This is a genomic window from Haliea sp. (assembly GCF_040221975.1).
Classification (GTDB): domain Bacteria; phylum Pseudomonadota; class Gammaproteobacteria; order Pseudomonadales; family Halieaceae; genus Haliea.
The window spans coordinates 15,045-36,902 of record NZ_JAVJWR010000006.1 but is presented as its reverse complement, the minus strand read 5'-3'; the positions used below and the strand labels follow the sequence as shown (position 1 = coordinate 36,902).

At 64.7% G+C, this 21,858-nt stretch carries 20 protein-coding genes; 5 read left to right on the top strand and 15 right to left on the bottom strand.

Features of this window, described 5'->3' with window-relative positions; all coding sequences use genetic code 11:
- Nucleotide 1 precedes the first annotated feature (1 nt).
- The 4 genes from proB to rplU form a co-directional block, all read right to left on the bottom strand.
- Entirely contained in the window at nucleotides 2–1,129 is a 1,128-nt protein-coding gene (gene proB, locus RLO07_RS01565; protein WP_462290371.1) for a glutamate 5-kinase, read from the bottom strand.
- Nucleotides 1,129–2,319, bottom strand: coding sequence for an Obg family GTPase CgtA (gene cgtA / locus RLO07_RS01560; protein ID WP_462290370.1), 1,191 nt, complete (start codon nucleotides 2,317–2,319; stop codon nucleotides 1,129–1,131). Before cgtA ends, proB begins: the two co-directional genes overlap by 1 nt.
- A gap of 120 nt (nucleotides 2,320–2,439) precedes the next feature.
- Nucleotides 2,440–2,697 carry a 50S ribosomal protein L27 gene (gene rpmA, locus RLO07_RS01555; RefSeq protein ID WP_462290369.1) on the bottom strand — a complete coding sequence of 86 codons (258 nt, stop codon included), beginning with the start codon at nucleotides 2,695–2,697 and terminating at the stop codon, nucleotides 2,440–2,442.
- A gap of 15 nt (nucleotides 2,698–2,712) precedes the next feature.
- Nucleotides 2,713–3,021, bottom strand: coding sequence for a 50S ribosomal protein L21 (gene rplU / locus RLO07_RS01550; RefSeq protein WP_462290368.1), 309 nt, complete (start codon nucleotides 3,019–3,021; stop codon nucleotides 2,713–2,715).
- Nucleotides 3,022–3,271: 250 nt separating this feature from the next.
- Here rplU and RLO07_RS01545 point away from each other — a divergent pair, with 250 nt between their 5' ends.
- A complete protein-coding gene (locus tag RLO07_RS01545; protein ID WP_462290367.1) occupies nucleotides 3,272–4,234 on the top strand; it encodes a polyprenyl synthetase family protein in 963 nt (320 codons plus the stop codon).
- 62 nt (nucleotides 4,235–4,296) lie between these two features.
- Nucleotides 4,297–5,961 (top strand): glucose-6-phosphate isomerase, encoded by a 1,665-nt coding sequence (gene pgi, locus RLO07_RS01540; protein ID WP_462290366.1) that lies wholly within the window; start codon nucleotides 4,297–4,299, stop codon nucleotides 5,959–5,961.
- Here pgi and RLO07_RS01535 read toward each other — a convergent pair.
- The 3 genes from RLO07_RS01535 to RLO07_RS01525 are packed head-to-tail and all read right to left on the bottom strand — an operon-like array spanning nucleotide 5,952 to nucleotide 9,586.
- Complete coding sequence (locus RLO07_RS01535) at nucleotides 5,952–7,307, bottom strand: phosphohexomutase domain-containing protein (RefSeq protein WP_462290365.1); 1,356 nt, start codon at nucleotides 7,305–7,307, stop codon at nucleotides 5,952–5,954. The two genes, pgi and RLO07_RS01535, sit on opposite strands and share 10 nt — an antisense overlap.
- Before the next feature lie 15 nt (nucleotides 7,308–7,322).
- On the bottom strand, nucleotides 7,323–8,153 hold the full coding sequence (gene galU / locus RLO07_RS01530; RefSeq protein WP_462290364.1) for a UTP--glucose-1-phosphate uridylyltransferase GalU: 831 nt from the start codon (nucleotides 8,151–8,153) through the stop codon (nucleotides 7,323–7,325).
- Nucleotides 8,153–9,586 (bottom strand): mannose-1-phosphate guanylyltransferase/mannose-6-phosphate isomerase, encoded by a 1,434-nt coding sequence (locus RLO07_RS01525; protein WP_462290363.1) that lies wholly within the window; start codon nucleotides 9,584–9,586, stop codon nucleotides 8,153–8,155. Before RLO07_RS01525 ends, galU begins: the two co-directional genes overlap by 1 nt.
- A 202-nt stretch (nucleotides 9,587–9,788) precedes the next feature.
- Here RLO07_RS01525 and fabA point away from each other — a divergent pair, with 202 nt between their 5' ends.
- Together fabA and fabB are read left to right on the top strand one after the other, a co-directional pair.
- Entirely contained in the window at nucleotides 9,789–10,304 is a 516-nt protein-coding gene (fabA, locus tag RLO07_RS01520; protein ID WP_462290362.1) for a 3-hydroxyacyl-[acyl-carrier-protein] dehydratase FabA, read from the top strand.
- A gap of 4 nt (nucleotides 10,305–10,308) precedes the next feature.
- A complete protein-coding gene (gene fabB / locus RLO07_RS01515; protein ID WP_462290361.1) occupies nucleotides 10,309–11,535 on the top strand; it encodes a beta-ketoacyl-ACP synthase I in 1,227 nt (408 codons plus the stop codon).
- Nucleotides 11,536–11,608: 73 nt separating this feature from the next.
- Here fabB and RLO07_RS01510 read toward each other — a convergent pair whose 3' ends face one another.
- The 7 genes from RLO07_RS01510 to RLO07_RS01480 all read right to left on the bottom strand — a co-directional run bounded on the left by RLO07_RS01510 (nucleotide 11,609) and on the right by RLO07_RS01480 (nucleotide 18,174).
- The gene (locus RLO07_RS01510) at nucleotides 11,609–12,214 is read right to left on the bottom strand and encodes a GNAT family N-acetyltransferase (RefSeq protein WP_462290360.1); all 606 of its coding nucleotides are present in this window, start codon (nucleotides 12,212–12,214) and stop codon (nucleotides 11,609–11,611) included.
- Nucleotides 12,215–12,286: 72 nt separating this feature from the next.
- Entirely contained in the window at nucleotides 12,287–13,489 is a 1,203-nt protein-coding gene (locus RLO07_RS01505) for a molybdopterin molybdotransferase MoeA (RefSeq protein WP_462290359.1), read from the bottom strand.
- Nucleotides 13,486–14,016 carry a molybdenum cofactor biosynthesis protein B gene (gene moaB, locus RLO07_RS01500; RefSeq protein ID WP_462290358.1) on the bottom strand — a complete coding sequence of 177 codons (531 nt, stop codon included), beginning with the start codon at nucleotides 14,014–14,016 and terminating at the stop codon, nucleotides 13,486–13,488. Before moaB ends, RLO07_RS01505 begins: the two co-directional genes overlap by 4 nt.
- Before the next feature lie 7 nt (nucleotides 14,017–14,023).
- Nucleotides 14,024–14,908 (bottom strand): sugar nucleotide-binding protein, encoded by an 885-nt coding sequence (locus tag RLO07_RS01495; RefSeq protein WP_462290357.1) that lies wholly within the window; start codon nucleotides 14,906–14,908, stop codon nucleotides 14,024–14,026.
- A gap of 54 nt (nucleotides 14,909–14,962) precedes the next feature.
- Nucleotides 14,963–15,466: a single-stranded DNA-binding protein gene (ssb, locus tag RLO07_RS01490; protein ID WP_462290356.1), complete on the bottom strand. Its 504-nt coding sequence runs from the start codon at nucleotides 15,464–15,466 to the stop codon at nucleotides 14,963–14,965.
- Between the two features lie 99 nt (nucleotides 15,467–15,565).
- Nucleotides 15,566–16,882, bottom strand: coding sequence for an NAD(P)/FAD-dependent oxidoreductase (locus tag RLO07_RS01485; RefSeq protein WP_462290355.1), 1,317 nt, complete (start codon nucleotides 16,880–16,882; stop codon nucleotides 15,566–15,568).
- A gap of 95 nt (nucleotides 16,883–16,977) precedes the next feature.
- Complete coding sequence (locus tag RLO07_RS01480) at nucleotides 16,978–18,174, bottom strand: MFS transporter (protein ID WP_462290354.1); 1,197 nt, start codon at nucleotides 18,172–18,174, stop codon at nucleotides 16,978–16,980.
- Between the two features lie 175 nt (nucleotides 18,175–18,349).
- Here RLO07_RS01480 and uvrA point away from each other — a divergent pair, with 175 nt between their 5' ends.
- Nucleotides 18,350–21,244, top strand: a complete 2,895-nt coding sequence (gene uvrA, locus RLO07_RS01475; RefSeq protein ID WP_462290353.1) for an excinuclease ABC subunit UvrA — start codon at nucleotides 18,350–18,352, stop codon at nucleotides 21,242–21,244.
- A gap of 222 nt (nucleotides 21,245–21,466) precedes the next feature.
- Here the strand turns inward: uvrA and rplQ are convergent, their stop codons facing one another.
- Entirely contained in the window at nucleotides 21,467–21,856 is a 390-nt protein-coding gene (rplQ, locus tag RLO07_RS01470) for a 50S ribosomal protein L17 (protein WP_462290352.1), read from the bottom strand.
- Nucleotides 21,857–21,858 lie beyond the last annotated feature (2 nt).

Sequence of the window (21,858 nt, the reverse complement as noted above, 5' to 3'; positions counted from 1 at the left end):
CCTAGCACAGCACCAGGTTGTCGCGATGAATGAGCTCCTCATCGCCCTGGTAACCCAGCACCTGCTCGATCGCCGCGGACGGCTGACCCATGATGCGGCGGGTGTCATCGGCACCATAGTTGACCAGTCCGCGGGCCACCTCGCGCCCTTCCGGGCAGCGACAGGACACCATGTCACCGCGCTGGAAGCGGCCTGACACGGCGCGCACACCCACAGGCAGCAGGCTGCGGCCGGATTCCCGCAGCACCCGCACCGCGCCTTCGTCCAGTTCCAGACTGCCGGCAACCTGGACCATCCCCGCGAGCCATTGCTTGCGGGCATTCTGCGGCCGCTTGCCGGTGCGCAGCCAGGTGCCGACAATGACCCCGGCCGCCACTTCCGCCAGCACATCCGGATGGCGGCCGCTGGCAATCACGGTCTCCGTACCCGACCTGGCCGCCAACCGTGCAGCCCGCAGTTTCGTGATCATGCCGCCCCGCCCCAGCGCACCGCCCTCTCCAGCCATCGCGTCCAGCGCGACGTCGTGGACATCACGGGCTTCCACCAGAGCGGCAAAGGGATTCATGCGCGGGTCTTCCTCGTAGAGACCCTGCTGGTCGGTGAGCAGGAGCAGGGCATCCGCGTCAATCAGGTTGGCGACCAGTGCGGCCAGGGTGTCGTTGTCACCGAAGCGGATTTCGTCGGTGACAACCGTATCGTTTTCATTGACGATCGGTACCACCCCCAGGCGCAGCAGTGTCGTCAGCGTACCGCGGGCATTGAGGTAACGGTCGCGGGCCGTGATGTCATCGTGGCCCAGGAGGATCTGGGCGGAGGCGATATCGTAGCCCCTAAAAGCGGTTTCATAGCTCTGGATAAGGGCGGACTGACCCACGGCCGCAGCCGCCTGCAGTTCATGCAGCTGTGATGGTCGTCGGGGCCAGCCGAGACGCACGATGCCTGCGGCAACGGCGCCACTGGAGACCAGCACCACCTCCGCACCGCCAGCCCTGAGCGCGGCAATCTGTGCCACCAGGCTGCCAATCATGGCGCTGTCCAGGCCGCGGCCGTCGTTGGTCAGCAGGGCGCTGCCAACCTTGATTACCCAGCGTCGGGCAGCAGCGATTTCCGTGCGCGCACCGCTGCTCATCAGTGAACGTATTCCACTTCTACCTCGTCGTCATCGTCATCATCTTCGTCGCTGCCAGCAGCCGAGGCTGCGCGTCGATACTGGGCACGCAGGGCTTCGATCCGCTCCCGCGCCTCCTGCTGCATCCGTGCCTGCTGTTGCGCTTCGGCCTCTGCTATCTCCGGATCGGTCTTTTCGAGGGCCTTCTGCTCTTCCAGCACAACCATGAGGTCCTGGCACAGGCGCGTGGTGCCCTCGCCGCTGATGGCTGCAATCTCGTACACCGGCCCGGTCCAGGCCAGCGCTTCCAGCACCGCCGCACGCCGGGCGGCGAGTTCCCCCTCCGGCACCAGGTCAATCTTGTTCAGCACCAGCCAGCGCGGGCGCTGCGCCAGGGTCGGGCTGAATCGCTCCAGCTCCTGCACGATGGCAACGGCAGCGTCCACCGGCTCACTGCCATCCACCGGCGCCATATCCACCAGGTGCAACAGAATCCGGTTGCGGGTCAGGTGCTTGAGAAAGCGGATACCCAGGCCGGCGCCATCGGAAGCGCCCGCGATCAGGCCGGGAATGTCCGCGACCACGAAGCTGCGGTGGGAGTCCACCTTGACGACGCCCAGGTTGGGCACCAGCGTGGTGAAGGGATAGTCAGCCACTTTCGGGCGCGCGGCGGACACCGCGCGTATGAACGTGGACTTGCCCGCATTGGGCAGGCCCAGCAGGCCGACGTCCGCCAGCACTTTCAGCTCCAGCTTCAGCGAGCGCTGCTCGCCTTCGGTGCCGGGGCTGGTCTGGCGCGGCGCCCGGTTGGTGCTGGACTTGAAGCGGGCATTACCCAGCCCGTGCCAGCCGCCCTGGGCCACCACCAGCCGCTGCCCGTGCTCCGCCAGGTCACCCAGCACCTCGGCACTGTCCTCGTCGATGATGGTGGTCCCCACCGGCACTCGCAGCACCAGGTCTTCACCACCCTTGCCGGTACAGTTGCGACTTTTGCCGGACTCGCCATTCTGGGCCCGGTAGCTGCGCACGAAACGATAGTCCACCATCGTATTCAGGCCTTCATCGGCCTCCATGATGACGCTGCCGCCGTCGCCGCCATCGCCGCCATCCGGGCCACCGCGAGGCACGTACTTTTCCCTGCGGAAGCTGAGGCAGCCATTGCCACCGTTGCCCGCAAACACCTTGATGCTTGCTTCATCTACAAATTTCATGGACCTGCCATTGCCACCCTGTGCCGGGCGCGCCATCGCGCCCGGGGATTGCCTGTAAGTATAAAAAAAAAGCCCCGTCAGTTGACGAGGCTTTTGTAACCGCTCGGTGCAAGCGCCCGATCAGGCGCTCACGACCTGAACGAACTTGCGGTTGTTGGGACCCCTGACCACAAACTCGACCCGCCCCTCGGACGTGGCGAACAGTGTATGGTCCCTGCCGCAGCGAACATTTTCGCCGGGGTGGAAACGGGTGCCGCGCTGGCGCACGATAATGTTGCCAGCCTTGACCACTTCGCCGCCGAAGCGCTTGACGCCGAGGCGTTTGCTTTCGGAATCGCGACCGTTGCGGGTACTGCCGCCTGCTTTCTTGTGTGCCATTGTCGATAGCCTCCGTTACGCCGTGATGCCGGTAATTTTCACTTCGGTGAACCACTGGCGATGCCCGGTTTCTCTCCGATAGTGCTTGCGGCGGTTGAACTTCACAATCTTTACTTTCTTGTGGCGGCCATGGTTGACCACTTCTGCGGTCACCTTGCCACCAGCCACCAGCGGGGTACCGATCCTGACCTGGTCGCCGCCAATCATCAGTACCCGGTCGAACTCAACCGTGTCCCCGGTGGCGGCTTCAATTTTTTCCAGCTTGAGGGTTTCACCCTCAACCACGCGGTGCTGCTTGCCGCCGCTCTCGATTACTGCGTACATTGTCTTCTCCGTTGAGTTAGCCTGCTCGCGGTCTCGGAAAATACCCTTGGCGATCAAGGGGGCAGAGCCAGGCACTAACAGTGTCCATGAAACCCGGAGACATCCGCACGGTGCGGGACCAGCTCCAGAGGGCGGCGATTCTACTCAAACATGGCGTTGTGGGCAAGGTTTATTTGCCCCTCAAAGCAGTGGCTTGACACCCCTGCCGGTGCACCCTAGCATGCGCGGGCACTTACCAAGCCAGCATACTATGCAACACATTCGCGCCACCGTCTCCGGGGAGTTCGAACGGGTCAACCGGCTGATCATCGACCAGCTCCAGTCCGATGTCCCCATGGTCGAGAATGTCGGCCACTATATCGTTGATGCGGGAGGCAAGCGGCTGCGCCCGTTGCTGGCCCTGCTCACCGGAGCCGCTCTCGGTGGTTGCCGCGACGAGCACATCACCTTTGCCGCGGTCATCGAATTCATTCACACCGCAACCCTGCTCCACGATGACGTGGTCGATGTCTCCGAACTGCGGCGTGGCCGGCCCACCGCCAATGCCACCTTCGGCAATGCGCCCAGCGTACTGGTCGGTGACTTCCTCTATACCCGCGCCTTCCAGTTGATGGTTGAATTGCGGGACATGAACATCCTGCGCTACATGGCGGACACCACCAACACCATCGCCGAGGGCGAGGTCCTGCAGCTGGTGCGGGCAGGCAATGCCGACACCAGCGAACAGGATTACCTGGACATCATCACCCGCAAGACCGCAGTACTGTTTGCCGCCGCCTGCCACGGCGCCGCCGTCCTCGGCGCTACCGATCCAGCCAGATCGGAGCGGATGGCCACCTTCGGCCTGCACCTCGGCCTAGCCTTCCAGATGGTCGACGACATGCTGGATTATGAGGGTGATGCCGCAACCATGGGCAAGAATGTCGGCGACGACCTGAGCGAGGGCAAGCTCACCCTGCCCCTGATCCATGTGCTGCGTTGCGGCAACAGCGACGAGCAGGCCCTGGTACGGCGCGCAATCACCGGCAAAACGGCAGCTGATATCGCCGGTATTGTCGCGGCGATCGGTCGCTGCGGCGCCGCGGATTACACCCGCGAGCGAGCCCGCGAACACCACGACCTGGCACTGGCGGCACTCGCGGGGCTGCCGCCGGGTCCGGCCCTGGATGCCCTGCACGCCCTCACCAGGCTGTCGCTGGAGCGGGATCACTAAGCGCAAATTGCAGGCCGCCTCAGCGCTGCCTATACTGCACAACCACACTGGCGGTGCCCGCAATGACCTACACCCCGCGTCTCTCAGATCTTCCGTCCTGGCGTGAACTGCAAGCCCTCGCGGCACAGATGCAGGACACTTCCATTGCCACCCTGTTCAGCAAGGACGCGCAGCGGGCCTCGGAGTTTACCGCCAGTGCCGCGGGGCTGACCCTGGATTATTCCAAACACCTGCTGTGCCGCGACAGCCGCGCTGCGCTGCTGCGGCTGGCGGAGCAAGCCCGGCTGCCACAGCGGGCAGCGCAACTGCTGGCCGGTGCACCACTGAACAACACGGAGTCGCGCCCGGCTCTGCACACCCTGTTGCGTGCGCGCTCGGCCCCGGGCGGCCTCGAGGCGGAGTTCAGCGCGGTCGAAGATACCCGCCAGCGCATGCGGCTCTGGTGCGAGCGCATCCACAGCGGCCAGTTGACGGGCTTTTCCGGCAATGCCATCCAGGATGTGGTGAATATCGGCATCGGCGGCTCCGACCTGGGGCCGCGCCTGGTCAGCGGCGCTCTGGCCGCCTGCCACGGCCCGGTGCGCTGCCACTATGTGGCCAATGTTGACCCGGCCGACCTCCACTACACCCTGCAGGGCCTGGATCCCGGCACCACCCTGTTCATTCTCTGCTCCAAATCCTTCCGCACCGAAGAAACCCTGGCCAACGGGCTGGCGGCCCGCGACTGGCTACTGGCCGCGGGGGTGCCAGTGGACGATCTGCAGCGCCACTTCCTGGCAATCACCACCAATCTGGAAGCCGCCGCCAGCTTTGGTGTGCCCGCCGACAATTGTTTGCCGCTGTGGGACTGGGTGGGCGGGCGCTACTCGCTGTGGTCGGCGGTGGGCTTGAGCGTCGCCATCGCAATCGGCTGGGAAAACTTCAGCGACCTGCTGGCGGGCGCCGAGGAGATGGACAGTCATTTCGCCAGCGCCAGCTGCGCCTTCAACCTGCCGATGTTGCTGAGCCTGCTGGAGATCTGGTACTGCAACTTCTTCGGCGCCGGCAACCATGTGGTACTGCCCTATGATCAGGGCCTGGCGCGGCTGCCGGACTTCCTCCAGCAGCTCACCATGGAAAGCAACGGCAAGCGCGTCACCCGCGACGGCGAGCCGCTGGACTATGACAGCGCACCGGTACTGTGGGGCTCGGCGGGCACCATGGGGCAACATTCGTTCCACCAGTTGCTACACCAGGGCACACGCCTGTGCCCGGCGGACTTCATCCTGCCGCTGACCACGGCGGTCGGGGACAGCGCTCGACACCAAATGCTGGTCGCCAACGGCCTCGCCCAGAGCCGTACCCTGATGGTCGGGCGCAGTGAAGATGAAGCACGGGCGAGCCTGCTGGAGCGGGGCCTGGACGCGGCGGAGGCGAATCGGCTGGCGCCACACCTGGCCATGCCCGGCAATCGCCCCAGCAGCGTGATCACACTGGATGCGGTAACACCCCACAGTCTCGGCGCCCTGCTGGCCCTGTACGAACACAGGACCTTCTGCAGCGGCCAGCTCTGGGGAGTCAACTCATTCGACCAGTGGGGCGTGGAACTGGGCAAGGAGATCGGGGTTGCGATTCTCGATCGCCTGCGCAACCCGGACAGCCGCAAGAGCATGGACGCCGCTACCGAGCGTCTGCTGTCGCAATGGTTCGCGGCCCAGGGGGAACCGCCAGCCGACGCTCAGGCCTGAGCGTCAATCAGCGCCAGCAGCTCGTCGGTGCGCGCGCGCATCAGGCCGGCATCACCGCGGCTTTCCACATTCAGGCGCACAACCGGCTCGGTATTGGACAGGCGCAGGTTGAAGCGCCATGTTTCGAATGCCATGCTGACACCGTCCACAGACTCCACCAGTAATGCTTCCGGCCCATAGCGTTCCGCAATCCGCGCCAACAGCGCCTGCGGATCGGCAATACTGCGATTGATCTCGCCACTGCAGGGAAACGCCGCGACCCGCTCCGCCACCAGCGCTGACAGGGGCAGCCCGCGGCTGCCAATAAGGCCCGCCACCAGCAGCCACGGAATCATGCCGCTGTCGCAGTAGGCGAAGTCGCGAAAGTAGTGGTGCGCACTCATCTCGCCGCCGTAGACTGCATTTTCCTTGCGCATCCGTTCCTTGATGAAGGCGTGGCCGGTCTTGCTCTGCACCGCACGGCCACCGAAGGCCTGCACCAGGTCCACCGTGTTCCAGGTCAGGCGTGGATCGTGCACGATGGCGGCCCCCGGATCCTGCAGCAGGAACGCCACCGCCAACAGGCCCACCAGGTAGTAGCCCTCGACAAACTCGCCGCGTTCATCGAAGAAAAAGCAGCGATCGAAGTCGCCATCCCAGGCGATGCCCATGTCGGCGCCGTGGGCGACGACTGCGGCGCTGGTCAGCGCGCGGTTTTCCGGCAACAGCGGGTTGGGCACACCGTTGGGGAAGTTGCCGTCCGGCTCGTGGTGCAGCTTGATGAACTCGAAGGGCAGGTGTGGTTCCAGCAGGTCGATTACCCGGCCAGCGCCACCGTTACCGGCATCCACCACAATTCGCAGTGGTGGCAGCGCGGCCACATCCACATAGCCGAGCAGGTGTTCTATATAGGCGGCGGCGGTATCCAGGGGGTAGTAGCCGCCCGCTGTTGCCGCGGGGGTGAAGTCATTGCCGGCCGCCAGGTCGCGGATTGCGAACAGGCCACTGTCGCCGGAGATCGGCCGGGACAGGTCGCGCACGAATTTCATCCCGTTGTAATCCTTCGGGTTGTGGCTGGCCGTGACCACAATGCCCCCGTCCATGCCGGCATGGGAGGTGGCGAAGTAGATTTCCTCCGTACCACAGAGACCGATATCGTAGACATCCACCCCCTGCTCCCGCAGGCCCGCCGCGAGGGCGCCCTTGATCGCCTCGCTGCTGAGACGGACATCGTGGCCGAGCACCACCTTGCGCGGCTCAATGACCTGGGCGAAGGCGCGGCCTATGCGGCGGGCGATGTCCTCATTGAGCTGATCCGGTACCCGGCCGCGCACATCGTAGGCCTTGAAACAATCCAGTGACTGCAAGGTGGAGCTCCTGGCTCAGCCGTGGGAATAATGATTTTCATAGACGAAGTTGGTGGCCTCGACAAAGCCGGGCACGCTGCCGCAGTCGAAGCGCCGGCCCTGGAAACGATAGGCCATGACGCAACCCTGCCGGGCCTGGGTCTGCAGCGCATCAGTGAGCTGCACCTCGCCGTTGGCGCCAGGTGGGGTCTCGCGCAGGATATCGAAAATGTCCGGGGTCAGGATGTAGCGGCCGATAATGGCGAGGTTGGAGGGGGCCGCCGCCGGATCGGGCTTTTCCACCATCTCATCCACCCGGTAAATGCCATCTTTCAACGCCTCGCCGGCAATGACGCCATACTTGTGAACTTCCTCCATCGGCACCTCCTGGATGGCGACAATGGAGCAGCGGAACTGGCGGTACAGCTCGGACATCTGGCTCAGCACTCCGGGGCCCTCATCGTTCAGGCAGAGGTCGTCGGACAGCACCACACCGAAGGGCTCGTTGCCAATCAGGACTTCGCCGGTAAGGATAGCGTGCCCGAGACCCTTCATTTCCCGCTGCCGCACCATGGTGAACACGCCCTTGTCGAGGACCTCGCGGATGCTCTCCAGATACACCTCCTTGCCGGTGCCGGAGATCTGGTGTTCCAGTTCAAAGCTGATGTCGAAGTGGTCGGCAATCGCGCGCTTGCCGCGCCCGGTGACCATCGCGCAGGTAGTCATGCCAGCGGCAATGGCCTCCTCGACCCCGTATTGGACCAGCGGCTTGTTGACGATGGGCAGCATCTCCTTGGGCATGCTCTTGGTGGCGGGTAAAAACCGGGTACCGTAACCGGCTACCGGGAACAGGCACTTCTTGATCATCAGTTTTTCTCCTTGCTGGCGGGGGACTGGTCACGACCGTAGACGTCTTCAAAGCGGACGATGTCGTCCTCACCGAGATAGGTTCCGGACTGCACTTCTATCAATTCCAGCGGGATGCGACCGGGGTTCGCCAGGCGGTGCTTGCGGCCCAGCGGAATGTAGGTGGACTCGTCTTCCGCGAGCATGAACACCCGCTCCTCACAGGTCACCTCGGCGGTGCCGTGCACCACGATCCAGTGTTCTGCCCGGTGATGGTGCATCTGCAGGGACAGGGTCTGGCCGGGGTTGACGATGATGCGCTTGACCTGGAAGCGAGCCGCGGTCACCAGGGATTCATAGGAGCCCCAGGGCCGGTAGACGCGGGAGTGCAGGGAGGCCTCGGGCCGCGACTCGGCCTTGAGCCGGTTGACGATGCGCTTGACGTCCTGCACCCGATCGCGATCCGCGACCAGGATGGCATCAGCCGTTTCCACCACAACAAGGTTGGCGACACCGGTTGCAGCCACCAGCCGCGATTCGCTGCGGAAATAGCTGTCGCGACAGTTGTCGAGCATGACATCACCCTGGATGGCATTGCCGTGTTCATCGCGCACAGCCACCTCCCAGAGGGCGGACCAGGCGCCGACATCGCTCCAGCCGCAGTCCAGTGCCACCACGCCGCCGGCGCGGGTATGCTCCATGACCGCGTAGTCAATGCTGTCCCCCGGGCAGGCGGCAAACGAGGCGGCCTCCGGGCGGATGAAGTCCATATCCACCGTGGCGCTCGCCATCGCACGCTGGCAGCAAGCCAGCATGTCCGGCTGGAATTCCCCAAGTTGCTGGATATAGGTGGCCGCACGCAGCAGGAACATGCCGCTGTTCCACAGATAGCTGCCACTGTCGAGATAGGACTGGGCGGTCTCGGCATCCGGCTTCTCGACAAAGGCCTCGAGCGCGTACAGCTCCTCGCCCAGGGAGGCGCCACAGCGAATATAGCCGTAACCGGTTTCCGCTGCCTGCGGCACCACCCCGAAAGTCATCAGGCGACCTTCCCGCGCCAGCGGCAGGGCGCGGGCGACTGCTTCGGCAAAGGCCGCCGTGTCCTGGATGATGTGATCCGCGGGCAGCACCAGCAGGATGGCATCCGGATCCCGCGCCAGCTCCTGCAGTGCCGCCAGGGCCACCGCGGGCGCAGTGTTGCGGCCGACAGGTTCCAGTATCAATGCGCTGGGAGCAATGCCCACCTGCCGCAGCTGCTCGGCCACCATGAAGCGATGCTCTTCGTTACACACCACCACCGGCGCGCTGGCTTCCAGGCTGCCGGTACGCTCCAGGGTCTGCTGCAGCATGGTGAGTTCACCCGCCAGGGGCAGGAACTGCTTCGGGTGCAGCTCCCTGGACACTGGCCAGAGGCGGCTCCCGACACCGCCGGAGAGCAAAACAGGTGTAAGCATGGTATATCCGTTCTCGTTAAAGCCCGTATCTTAGCCGATGCACGGACGACGAGGCCAGCAAGGGCTCGCGGCTCCCACCCGCGGTGCTGGACTTGTGCCCCGCAGGTATTAGAATGGGCGGCTAAAATCTGAATCCCCACCGGATGGACACGGCGCAGACCCCGGTGCAGCTCCCCTACTGCAGGGCCCTACTGGACACACTATGACCGTACAACACGCATTTGCCAAAGAGGAGCTGGTTGCCTGCGGCCTCGGCGAGCTGTTTGGCCCCGGGAATGCCCAGCTTCCCACCGACAACATGCTGATGCTCGATCGCATCACCCACGTCAGCTCGGAAGGTGGTCGCTATGGCAAGGGCGAAATCATTGCAGAACTGGATATCCACCCGGACCTGTGGTTTTTTCAGTGCCACTTTCCCGGCGACCCGGTCATGCCCGGCTGCCTCGGACTCGACGCCATGTGGCAGCTGGTGGGTTTCTTCCTGGGTTGGCGCGGCAATCCCGGCCGCGGCCGGGCGCTGGGCTCAGGTGAGGTCAAATTCACCGGACAGGTGCTCCCCACCGCAAGCAAGGTCAGCTATCACATTCACATGAAGCGGGTCATCGAACGCAGGCTGATCATGGGTATCGCCGATGGCGTGGTGTCCGTGGATGGACGCGAAATCTACAATGCCAGCGACCTCCGGGTCGGGCTGTTCAAATCAACGGAGTCGTTCTAGTCCTATGAGTAGACGGGTAGTGATCACAGGGCTCGGTATCGTGTCCTGCCTGGGCAACAGCGCCGAAACAGTTGCCGAGGCCCTGTACGAGGGTCGCTCAGGCATCAGCCTGCGGCAGGAACAGATCGACATGGGCATGCGCTCGCATGTTGCCGGCGCCCCGGTCATCGAGGTCGCCGAGCACATCGACCGCAAGCAGCTGCGATTCATGGCCGATGCCGCTGCATTTGCCTATATTGCCATGCAGCAGGCGATCGCCGACTCGGGGCTCAGCGACCAGGATGTGTCCAATGTCCGCACCGGCATCATTGCCGGCTCCGGCGGCGCCTCCTCCGCCAGCCAGACCGAGGCAGCGGATATCCTGCGCGAAAAGGGTCTGCGCCGCGTTGGCCCCTATCGCGTCACCCAGACCATGGGCAGCACGGTGTCCGCCTGCCTCGCCACTCCCTTCAAGATCAAGGGCGTCAACTACTCCATATCGTCTGCCTGTTCCACCAGCGCCCACTGCATTGGCAGCGCCATGGAACAGATTCAGATGAACAAGCAGGATGTGGTGTTTGCCGGCGGCGGCGAGGAGCTGCACTGGACCCTGAGCAGCCTGTTCGACGCCATGGGCGCGTTGTCGACCAAGTACAACGAGACCCCGGAGCGCGCCTCCCGCGCCTACGATGCCAACCGCGACGGTTTCGTCATCGCCGGCGGCGGCGGCATGCTGGTGCTCGAGGAACTGGACCATGCGCTGGCCCGTGGAGCGAAAATCTATGCCGAGTTGGTGGGCTATGGCGCCACTTCCGACGGCCATGACATGGTGTCGCCCTCGGGCGAGGGTGCAGTCCGCTGCATGCAGCAGGCACTGGCCACAGTGCAGGGCCCGGTGGACTATATCAATGCCCACGGTACCAGCACTCCCGCCGGGGACATACAGGAACTCAAGGCCGTGCGCGAAGCCTATCGCGATCGCGACCATATCCCGGTCATCGGCTCTACCAAGTCGCTGTCGGGGCACTCCCTCGGCGCCGCGGGCGTGCAGGAAGCCATCTACTCGCTATTGATGCAGCAACGCGGATTCATTGCCGCCTCGGCCAATATCGAGACGCTTGACCCCGAGGCGGAGGGACTGCCGATCGCGATCAAACGCCACGACAACGTCGACCTGCAGCGGGTGATGTCCAACAGCTTCGGCTTTGGCGGCACCAACGCCTCTCTGGTCTTCCAGAAGTATCCTGTGTAGGGGCGCCCGGCCAGGGGGGGCCGCCCAGGGGCGCCCGGCCAGGGGGGCCCGCCCAGGGGCGCGCGACCAGGCTTTACGACTTCGGCTCACGCCACATCGCCTCAAGAGGCGGACCGCCCTCGCCACAGGCAAAAACCTGCATCCGCTCGAATCCGTGGGCGGCATAGAATCTGGTATTGGCCGGATTGGAGTTCTCCAGATAGACAGGCATGCGATCGCGGTCACATGCGGACAGAACCGGGGCGAGTAATGCCTTGCCGAGCCCTGTGCCGCGCGCCGCCTGCCGCGTCCCGATCGCAAACAGGTACCAGTGCGGGCTGCTGGGATGATATTGCGCCATCAGCTCTCCGGCGCGCGTCCCCCGCGCAACCGCCCCCCGACTTCCGTACACAGCCAGCCCAGCTGCAAGCTTCAGCATCCCCGGTAACGACAGCGACATATCCGTGTCATGCCGCGCCCACATCGTCGCCGCGTCATCACCTGCCAAATGGCAGATTCCATGCTTGAGATAGATACTGCGCGCCATCACCTGAAAGGCCACTTTCATGCCACGCGGCGAGCCAAAAACCCACCGGCCCACCGGATCTTCGGAAAACGCTTCGGCCGTTATGTCGACCAGCTGTTTCCAGTCCCGGATGGTTGCCCGTCGCAGCGGCGTTGCGGTCAGGTCAATCTGCATTAGCCGACGACCACCAGGGCTGCCCGCCAGGTTGCGGGCCGTCGGAGTGAACCTCAACTGATGTGCCGCTCCTCATTCCAGCGTCTCCAGCAGCACCACTTCCAGCCAGTCACCGGCCTTCACCGCAACACCCACCGGCACCACTGCCAGGGCATTGCTCTGGCACACCGAGCTCAGCACCCCTGAGCTCTGGTTGGCAAACGGCGTCGCCAGCATGCCGTCCGCGCCCGGTGCCAGCGTCACCCGCAGGTATTCCTGACGACTTCCCGGACGGGCCCGGACAAAATCCGCACGCGCAGACAAATGCAGGGGCTCCACCTCGACCGCGCCCTGTGCACGCAGCAAAAAGGGGCGCGCCAGCAGACAGAAGGTCACGTAACTGGAGGTTGGATTGCCGGGCAGGCCGATAAACGGGACGCCCCGGACCTCGCCGAATGCCAGCGGTTTGCCGGGCTTGATGGCGAGGCGCCAGAGTGTCAGTGAGCCCAGGCGCTCCACCTGCTCGCGGACATGGTCTTCCTCGCCCACGGAAACCCCGCCGGAACTGAGAATGCAATCTGCCCTGCCGGCCGCGTTCTCGAGCGCCGCAGCCGTTGCCTCCGGACTGTCCGCGACGATCCCGCAGTCCACTACCTCCATGCCCAGAGCCTGCAGCTGGGCGCCGAGCGCGACCCGGTTGGCGTTGTAGATCTGGCCGGGGCGTAGGGGTCCGCTGCCCGGGGCTACCAGCTCACTGCCGGTAGACAGCAGCGCGACCCGGAGGGGGCGATATACGGGCACCTCGGCCAGGCCCAGCGCAGCGAGCAGACCGAGATCGGGGGCGCGCAGGCGGCGCCCGACGGCAAATACCCGTGAGCCCTCGGCGATGTCCTGCCCCCGAAGCCTGATATTGTCGCCGGGACTGACCGGCTCCAGGACCTGCACACAGCCGTCAACCTCCCGGCACTGTTCCTGGATTACTACCGCGTCAGCACCGGGCGGCACTGTGGCACCGGTAAAAATCCTCGCCGCCGTACCCGGCGCCAGTGGCGCGGCCGCGGTACCGGCGGCAATGCGCTGGCTGACTGGCAGCGGACCACCAGCCTCCGCAGCGCGCAACGCATACCCGTCCATCGCGCTGTTGTCCTCCGGCGGCACGGCGATCGCGGCGACGACATCACCAGCCAGCACGGCACCGCGGGCCGCGAGCAGGCTGCGCACCTCCGATGGGGGCGGTGCGGGCGCCCGGGCCAGCATCGTCGCCAGCGCATCAGAAACCGGCAGTAGCCCGCTCACGGCAGCGAGGCCCGGGTCTGCAGCACACCGACAAAATTGCAGGGACGATGGCGACTGTCGAGCTGGTCGCGAATGATTCCGGTCCAGGCGGTGCGGCAGGCCCCGGTAGAGCCTGGCATGCAAAAAATTACCGTGTTATTGGCCAACCCGCCGAGCGCCCGGGACTGTACGGTGGAGGAACCTATTTCCGCCAGGGAAAGAGCCCGGAACACCTCGCCAAAACCGTCAATGGATTTGTCGAACAGCGGCGTCACCGCCTCCGGCGTGGAATCCCGCCCCGAAAAGCCGGTGCCGCCCGTGACCAGCACCGCTGCCACCGACTCATCCGCAATCCAGCGCGAAAGTACCGCGCGAATCTGGTAGATATCGTCCCTGACGATCTGGCGGTCGACGCAGCGGTGTCCGGCGGCCAGCAGCGCATCCTCCAAATACTGACCGGAACTGTCCGTGTCAGCAGTACGGCTATCGGAAACCGTCAGCACAGCAACGCCGAGCGTCACCTGGGGTTCATCAACAGGAGCAGACATGGACAGTTCAGGCCTCCTTGCGGTTTTGTTGCTGGTGTTGCTGTTGGTAGAAGTACTGACGCACGGCATCGGCGACGAAGCCGCGCCAGGGCACCTGCTTGATGGCGAAGGTGCCGCGGATACGGCCACATTGCAGGGCGCGGTTGCGTGGCAGGCTGTCCTGCCCCACCGGCTGCAGTTGCACCGCGTTGGCTGAAAACTCGGAAAACTGGGACGCCGAAGCCAGCAGCACTTCCGCAAACTCGTAGCAGTTGGTGGGGTCCGGGCTGCAGTAGTGATAGGTGCCCCAGGCCTCCGCGCCCGCGCCCAACTGGTCGAGGACCCCGGCCACCACCCTGGCGGCGTCCGCGGCTTCCACGGGACAACCGCGCAACTGATTGTCCAGCACCAGTTTGCCACCATCGACAAGCTGCGCCAGCATGTGCGACAAGACATTGATGCCACTGGGAGCAAACACCGGCCCTAGCCGCAGAATGACATGCTGGACACAGGTCTCCCGGGTGCGAGCCTCGGCCGCAGCCAACAGCCGCCCCACCGTCTCCGTATTGTCGGGTACATCCTGTTCGCGATAGGCGCGGCCGGCGTCGCCGGCAAATACGCGCGCCGTCGACAGCAGGAAATAGCTGCCACTACTGCGCTGGCAGGCCTTTGCCAGCCAGTGGCTGCGCTCGACGTCAAGCTCGGTAATCAGTTCGCCGCTGTCTATCGCGCCCTGCAGGCGCGCATCCACCACAATGTCGGCGCGGACACGGCGGACCACTTTCTTGGCGTGACGCTCGCTCTTCCAGCGTGATGTGGAGCTGGAAACAACCTCAAGCTCATGCCGCCCCCAACGCCGCAAATGATCCACCAGCGCCAGACCCAGTGGGGTGTCGGATCCAATCAGCAACACGCGCAAGGCACAGTCTCCGGTCGTGAGCCAAGATCAAGGTGGCCGAGCCCGCAATCAGAACGGGATGTCGTCGTCGAAGTCGCCGAAATCACCGGGAGGTGGCGCGCTCGTCTGCCGACCAGAGGCCGCCGGCTGCTGTTGCTGGGGTGCGCCGCCCTGGCCCTGGCCGCCCTGGTTGTAGTCGTCCTGCGGATAATTGCCACCCTGCTGACCGCCACTGCGGCTGTCCAGCATCTGCATTTCATTGGCAACGATCTCGGTGGTGTAGCGATCCTGGCCATCCTGCCCCTGCCACTTGCGCGTACGCAGGGACCCCTCGACATAGACCTTGGAGCCCTTCTTCAGGTACTCACCCGCAATCTCGGCCAGGCGGTTGAAGAACACCACCCGATGCCATTCCGTGCGTTCCTGTGGCTGACCGGTCTGCTTGTCCTTCCAGCTCTCGGAGGTGGCGAGATTGACGTTGGTGACGGCACCCCCGGAAGGCATGTAGCGGGTTTCCGGATCCGCACCCAGGTTACCGACCAGTATGACTTTGTTTACGCCCCGTGAAGCCATAGCAACTCCTTTGTCATGGACGGTTTAGGGAATGAAATAGTGTCGGCGACTATAGCAATCCCCTACTGCAAATGCGACAGCAATAACCGCCAGAAACCGTCAATCCCGGTCGCGCAAGCCATTCAGACGATCGGCGGCCAGGCCCAGCAAACGCCGCCGCCAAAGGGGTGCGCCACCGGCACAGGCCGCCTCCTGCCAACCCAGCACTGCACTGGTAGCCCTGAATCCCAGCCAGCGCAATGGTTCCGGCTCCCAGCGCGGGAGTGCCCTGCTCACTGGCAGGCGCCGGCACCAGGGCATGCGGCTCAGCCGGCTATTGCGATTCAGGATAAGATCGACCAGGCTGCGCGCCAGCAGGTTCGACGCGCCGACACCCTCGCCGCTGTAGCCACCAAGACAGGCAAACCCGGAGACGGGGTCCAGCACCGCGTGGGGGCTGCCCGAGCGGGGAATACCCAGGGTGCCGCCCCAGGCGTGGGTCACCGCGACCTCCTGCAGTTGCGGCAGGCAGGCCAACAGCAGCCGCCGGACCTCAAGGAACGCCTCCCGGTCACCAGTAAAGCAACTGCGGGGACGGCCAGCAAAACGGTAGGCGCCGCGGGCGCCGAACACCAGCCGGTTGTCGGCACTGCGCTGGCCGTAGGTGACAACCGGGCTGGCATCCGAGAACACCTCGCCGCTGGCAAGACCGAGCTCCTGCCACTGCCCCGCGGTCAGCGGCTCGGTCGCTATAATGCGGCTCTGCACCGGCAGTACCCGCCTGCGGTAATCTCCAAACCGGCTGTTGAACCCCTCCACCGCCAGCACCCTGACCGGCGCTTTCATGCTGCCACCGGGAGTGGTCAGTGTCTCGCCACTGCTGGCGACCACGGGTGTCTGCTCATAGACTGTCACCCCCAGGCGGCTCACCGCAGCGGCGAGTCCGAAAGCCAGCATCGCCGGCTGGATGCGGGCGACATGGGGGGTATAGATGGCACCCAGCGGCTGGGCCACACGCAGTCGTGCACCGAGTTCGGCGCTATCCAGCCAGCGGTAATCCGCCTCGTCGTAGCCCAGGGAGTACAGTGCTGCCAAATGCTGCCGCTGCCACTCCAGCTGTTCGGGATAGCGGGCCGCGGCGAACAGCCCGCCACCCCGCTGATAGTCGCATTCCAGCCGCTCCCGAGCGAGCACGCGCTCCACTTCAGGCAGGATATCGAGGATTGTCTGACGCACCTCGGCGCCATCCCCGCCCCACTGGTCATGATGAAAGCGCTGCTCGCCCTGCAGTGCTGCCATCATCCAGCCACCGTTGCGGCCGGAAGCACCGAAGCCGCAGTGTTCCGCCTCAAGGATGCAGACCGCGCAATCGGGCGCCAGGGTTTTCAGGTAATAGGCAGTCCACAGGCCGCTGTAGCCACCGCCGATTATTGCCACATCGCACTGCTGCTCGCCCGTCAATGCGGGAAGAGGGGCAGGCCGGCCGGCGCTGTCGTGCCAGAGACTGACCTCGGGAAAAGCAGGCGAGAAGGTCAGGGCGAGGACACCCCGCCGACCGCCGCCGGCACTGTGCGCGGCACCGGCAGGGCGACCAGGAACCAGAGCGCAATGAGCCCCAGGCAGAGTTCCGTCATCCCGGTCACGCCATACTGCTCCAGAACCCAGCCCCCGGCGGCTCCGCCCGCGAAGATTCCCAGGAACTGGGCGGTGGAGAATATACCCAGGGCGGTGCCCTTGCCGCCCGGGTCTACCGCCTTGCTGACCATGGAGGGCAATACCGCCTCCATGTAGTTGAAACCTACGAAAAACAGCCACAGGGCGGCATAGAACAGCCAGGGCTCCCGCACCAGACCCAGCAGCGCCAGCGACAGAAACAGCAGGCCAATACTGCCGAGGAATACGAGGTGGGGGCGGCCGCCCTTCTCCGCCAGACGCATCAGCGGCAGAATCCCCAACACGGACAGCAAAACCGCCGGCAGATACACCTGCCAGTGCTGCTCACGGTCAACGCCGATGGCCCCTTCCAGAACCCCGGGGACCACCTGGAAGCTGGCCATGAGGACAAAATGCAGGGTGAATATTCCCGCGTCCAGCCGCAGCAGGGTGGGATTGCGCAGACTGAGCCCCATCAGGCCTGGTCGGGCGCCGACTTCAGCATGAATTGTACCGGTCCGCGGCGGGTCCGGTATCTGCCAGGTGACGATGGCAATACCGCAAAGGGCGAGGAAAGCGGTGAAGCCGAAGACCGCCTCGAGGCCGCCAAACCCCGCCACCAGCGGTCCCAGAACCAGCGCCAGGGCGAACGCCAGGCCGATACTGGCACCGACAATCGCCATCGCCTTGGTACGCTGCTCCGGCCGGGTGAGGTCCGCCACCAGGGCCATCACGCTGCTGGCAATGGCACCGGCGCCCTGCAGGGCGCGCCCCAGGATGATCCCGTCGATGCTGTCTGCCAGCGCTGCGACAATGCTGCCGAAGGCAAAAATGAGCAGCCCGCCGATGATCACCGGCTTGCGCCCGACCCGGTCGGATAACCAGCCAAATGGAATCTGCAGACAGGCCTGGGTCAGGCCGTAGGCGCCGAGAGCAATGCCGATCAGGGTCGGGGTCGCGCCCTCGAAATCGATTGCATACAGCGCCAGCAGCGGCAGGACCATGAACAGCCCCAACATGCGAAAGTTGTACAGCAGAGCGAGGGACGTCACGGAGCGACGTTCCAGGGCAGTCATGGGGTGTTCGGTAATCACAGGCCGGCAGCTTCGCAAAAACCCTAATGTTAACAGCTTCCCTGCCCCGGTGGCATCCGCCGCTCCCGGGCCTGCGTAGAACCCGGTATATTTTGCTTCAACATGAACCGACCCCCTATACTGTCAGGTTCGACTGGCAGGCCCTGACCGGAGACTCATGGACACCATTTACGTCCGCGGTGCACGCACCCACAATCTCAAGAACATCGATCTGGACATCCCTCGCGACCAGCTGGTGGTCATTACCGGGCTGTCCGGTTCCGGCAAGTCGTCCCTTGCCTTCGACACACTCTACGCCGAGGGCCAGCGGCGCTACGTTGAATCGCTGTCCACCTACGCGAGGCAGTTCCTGTCGATGATGGAAAAGCCGGATATGGACCATATCGAGGGGCTGTCACCGGCAATTTCCATCGAACAGAAGTCCACCTCCCACAATCCGCGCTCCACTGTCGGTACCATTACCGAAATCTACGACTATCTGCGCCTGCTGTATGCCCGCGTAGGCGAACCGCGCTGCCCCGAACACGGTGAGAGCCTGCGGGCCCAGACCGTCAGCCAGATGGTGGATTCGGTGCTGGCGCTGCCCGAGGGCACCCGCCTGATGCTGCTGGCGCCTGTGGTGAAAGCGCGCAAGGGCGAGCACCTGCACATCTTCGAGGAACTGCGCGCCGCCGGCTTCGTCCGCGCCCGGGTCAACGGCATCGTCACCGATCTGGACGACCTGCCAAAGCTGGACAAGAAGAGGAAGCACGACATCGAGGTGGTAGTGGACCGCTTCAAGGTCCGCGCCGACCTGAACCTGAGGCTGGCGGAGTCCTTCGAGACCGCGCTCGGACTGACCGACGGTCTGGCGACGATCAACTACATGGACGGTGGCGGCGAGGACATCATGTTTTCGGCCCGATTTGCCTGCCCGGTCTGCGGCCACAGCATCGATGAACTGGAACCGCGCCTGTTTTCCTTCAACAACCCCGCGGGCGCGTGTCCCACCTGTGATGGCCTCGGTGTAAAACAGTACTTTGACCCCGACCGGATTGTCCTGCACCCGGAGGCGAGCCTGGCCGAGGGGGCGATACGCGGCTGGGATCGCCGCAACGTCTACTACTTCCACATGCTCACCAGCCTCGCGGATCACTACGGCTTTTCCATCGACACCCCGTTCCAGCAGCTGAAGAAGGGCCACCGCGCAGCCATACTCCACGGCAGCGGCGATGAGGAGGTGGCGTTCGCCTACATGAATGATCGCGGTGACGTCTACAAGCGCACCCATCCTTTCGAGGGCATCATCCCCAACATGGAGCGGCGCTACCGCGACACCGAATCCCAGTCCGTGCGCGAAGAGCTGGCGAAGTTCCTGTCCACCCAGCCCTGCCCCGACTGCCACGGCACCCGCCTGCGCCGGGATGCTCGCCACGTGTTCGTGGACGACCGCAACCTGCCCAGCATCACCGAGCTTCCCGTGGGTGAGGCAGAGGTGTATTTTGGCCAGCTTGAACTGGAGGGTCGCAAGGGCGAAATCGCCGGCAAGATCCTCAAGGAGCTGCGCGCCCGCTACCGCTTTCTGGTGGATGTGGGCCTGAACTACCTGACCCTGAGCCGCAGCGCCGAAACCCTGTCTGGCGGCGAGGCTCAGCGCATCCGCCTGGCCTCCCAGATCGGCGCCGGCCTGGTGGGTGTCATGTATATCCTCGACGAGCCCTCCATCGGCCTGCACCAGCGCGACAACGAGCGCCTGCTGGGTACCCTCACCCACCTGCGGGACCTGGGCAATACCGTCCTGGTGGTGGAGCACGACGAGGACGCCATCCGCAAGGCAGACCACATCATCGACATCGGCCCCGGCGCCGGGGTCCACGGCGGCCGCATCGTCGCCCAGGGCAGCCTGCAGGATATCATCGACAACGACGAGTCCCTGACCGGCGCCTACCTCTCCGGCAAGCGCAGTATCGCGGTCCCGGACAAGCGCATCCCGGCCGATCCGAAACGCCTGCTGCAGTTGACCGGAGCCAGCGGCAACAATCTGCAGGCAGTGGACCTCGAGCTGCCGCTGGGGCTGTTGACCTGTGTCACCGGCGTCTCCGGTTCCGGCAAATCCACCCTGATCAACAACACCCTGTACCCGATCGCTGCCACCGAGCTCAACGGTGCTACCACGCTGAACCCGGCACCCCACACCGGGATCAGGGGCATGGAGCACATCGACAAGTGCATTGATATCGACCAGAGTCCCATCGGGCGCACTCCACGCTCCAACCCCGCCACCTACACCGGCATCTTTACCCCGGTGCGGGAGCTGTTCGCCGGCACCCAGGAAGCGCGCTCCCGCGGCTACAAGCCGGGCCGCTTCAGCTTCAACGTCAAGGGTGGCCGCTGCGAGGCCTGCCAGGGCGACGGCGTCACCAAGGTCGAGATGCACTTCCTGCCGGATATCTTCGTCCCCTGCGATGTCTGCAAGGGCAAGCGCTACAACCGCGAGACCCTGGAAATCCGCTACAAGGGCAGGAACATCCACGAAGTGCTGGAAATGACGGTGGAGGATGCACTGGCCTTTTTCGAACCCGTGCCCGCCATTGCCCGGAAACTGCAGACCCTGATCGACGTGGGCCTGTCCTACATCCGCCTCGGCCAAGCCGCCACCACCCTGTCCGGGGGCGAGGCCCAGCGGGTAAAGCTGTCCCGCGAGCTGTCCAAGCGCGACACCGGCAAGACCCTCTACATCCTCGACGAGCCCACCACAGGCCTCCACTTCGAGGACATCCGCCAGCTGCTGGAAGTCCTCCACCGCCTGCGCGACCACGGCAACACCGTGGTCATCATCGAGCACAACCTGGATGTGATCAAAACCGCGGACTGGATCATTGACCTGGGGCCCGAGGGCGGGTCGGGTGGCGGCCAGATCATCGCCACCGGCACCCCCGAGGACGTGGCCAAGGTGAAGAAATCCTACACCGGGCGGTTCCTGGGGCCGCTACTGAAGCGACAGGCCTCCAGGGACGCTGCCGGGAAGCCCAAGGCACCAAAGCGCAAGGCCGGGAAGCGTGCAGCCGCTTGAGTTGTTGGATGGGTAGCGCTTCGGCCCGAGCCCCGTGCGTGGCTGTTGGGGGCCGGCCGGACACGCCGTGAACCCATCCATGGGGGCTCGGTGACGGCATCCATGCCGTCAACGGTCCGGGCAGCCCCCGAGAGTACCTGCGGGCGGCGACTGGGCCCCGAACACGGGGCACCGGGCACAAAAAAGCCGGGACTGGCCCGGCTTCTTCACAACGACGAGTCGTTACGACTCGTCGGAATCCGCGTCATCTTCCAGCGGACGATCAACCAGCTCGACGTAGGCCATGGGAGCCTGGTCGCCGGAGCGGAAGCCGCACTTGAGGATGCGGATGTAGCCGCCGGGGCGGGCCTGGTAGCGCGGACCCAGCTCGGAGAAGAGCTTGCCAACGGCTGCCTTGTCGCGCATGCGGTCGAACGCCAGGCGCCGGTTGGCGACGCTGTCGCTCTTGGCCAGGGTTATCAGGGGCTCGGCGTAGCTGCGCAGCTCCTTGGCCTTGGGCAGGGTGGTCTTGATCAACTCGTGCTCTACCAGAGACACGGTCATGTTCCGAAACATGGCCTTGCGGTGGGAGGCATTCCGGTTCAACTGACGTCCGCTGTGACGGTGACGCATTT

Excerpts from the sequence above, each read along its gene's own strand:
- proB (WP_462290371.1), bottom strand. The coding sequence starts at position 1,129 with ATGAGCAGCGGTGCGCGCACGGAAATCGCTGCTGCCCGACGCTGGGTA.
- cgtA (WP_462290370.1), bottom strand. The coding sequence starts at position 2,319 with ATGAAATTTGTAGATGAAGCAAGCATCAAGGTGTTTGCGGGCAACGGT.
- rpmA (WP_462290369.1), bottom strand. The coding sequence starts at position 2,697 with ATGGCACACAAGAAAGCAGGCGGCAGTACCCGCAACGGTCGCGATTCC.
- rplU (WP_462290368.1), bottom strand. The coding sequence starts at position 3,021 with ATGTACGCAGTAATCGAGAGCGGCGGCAAGCAGCACCGCGTGGTTGAG.
- RLO07_RS01545 (WP_462290367.1), top strand. The coding sequence starts at position 3,272 with ATGCAACACATTCGCGCCACCGTCTCCGGGGAGTTCGAACGGGTCAAC.
- pgi (WP_462290366.1), top strand. The coding sequence starts at position 4,297 with ATGACCTACACCCCGCGTCTCTCAGATCTTCCGTCCTGGCGTGAACTG.
- galU (WP_462290364.1), bottom strand. The coding sequence starts at position 8,153 with ATGATCAAGAAGTGCCTGTTCCCGGTAGCCGGTTACGGTACCCGGTTT.
- RLO07_RS01525 (WP_462290363.1), bottom strand. The coding sequence starts at position 9,586 with ATGCTTACACCTGTTTTGCTCTCCGGCGGTGTCGGGAGCCGCCTCTGG.
- fabA (WP_462290362.1), top strand. The coding sequence starts at position 9,789 with ATGACCGTACAACACGCATTTGCCAAAGAGGAGCTGGTTGCCTGCGGC.
- fabB (WP_462290361.1), top strand. The coding sequence starts at position 10,309 with ATGAGTAGACGGGTAGTGATCACAGGGCTCGGTATCGTGTCCTGCCTG.
- RLO07_RS01510 (WP_462290360.1), bottom strand. The coding sequence starts at position 12,214 with ATGCAGATTGACCTGACCGCAACGCCGCTGCGACGGGCAACCATCCGG.
- moaB (WP_462290358.1), bottom strand. The coding sequence starts at position 14,016 with ATGTCTGCTCCTGTTGATGAACCCCAGGTGACGCTCGGCGTTGCTGTG.
- ssb (WP_462290356.1), bottom strand. The coding sequence starts at position 15,466 with ATGGCTTCACGGGGCGTAAACAAAGTCATACTGGTCGGTAACCTGGGT.
- RLO07_RS01480 (WP_462290354.1), bottom strand. The coding sequence starts at position 18,174 with ATGACTGCCCTGGAACGTCGCTCCGTGACGTCCCTCGCTCTGCTGTAC.
- uvrA (WP_462290353.1), top strand. The coding sequence starts at position 18,350 with ATGGACACCATTTACGTCCGCGGTGCACGCACCCACAATCTCAAGAAC.
- rplQ (WP_462290352.1), bottom strand. The coding sequence starts at position 21,856 with ATGCGTCACCGTCACAGCGGACGTCAGTTGAACCGGAATGCCTCCCAC.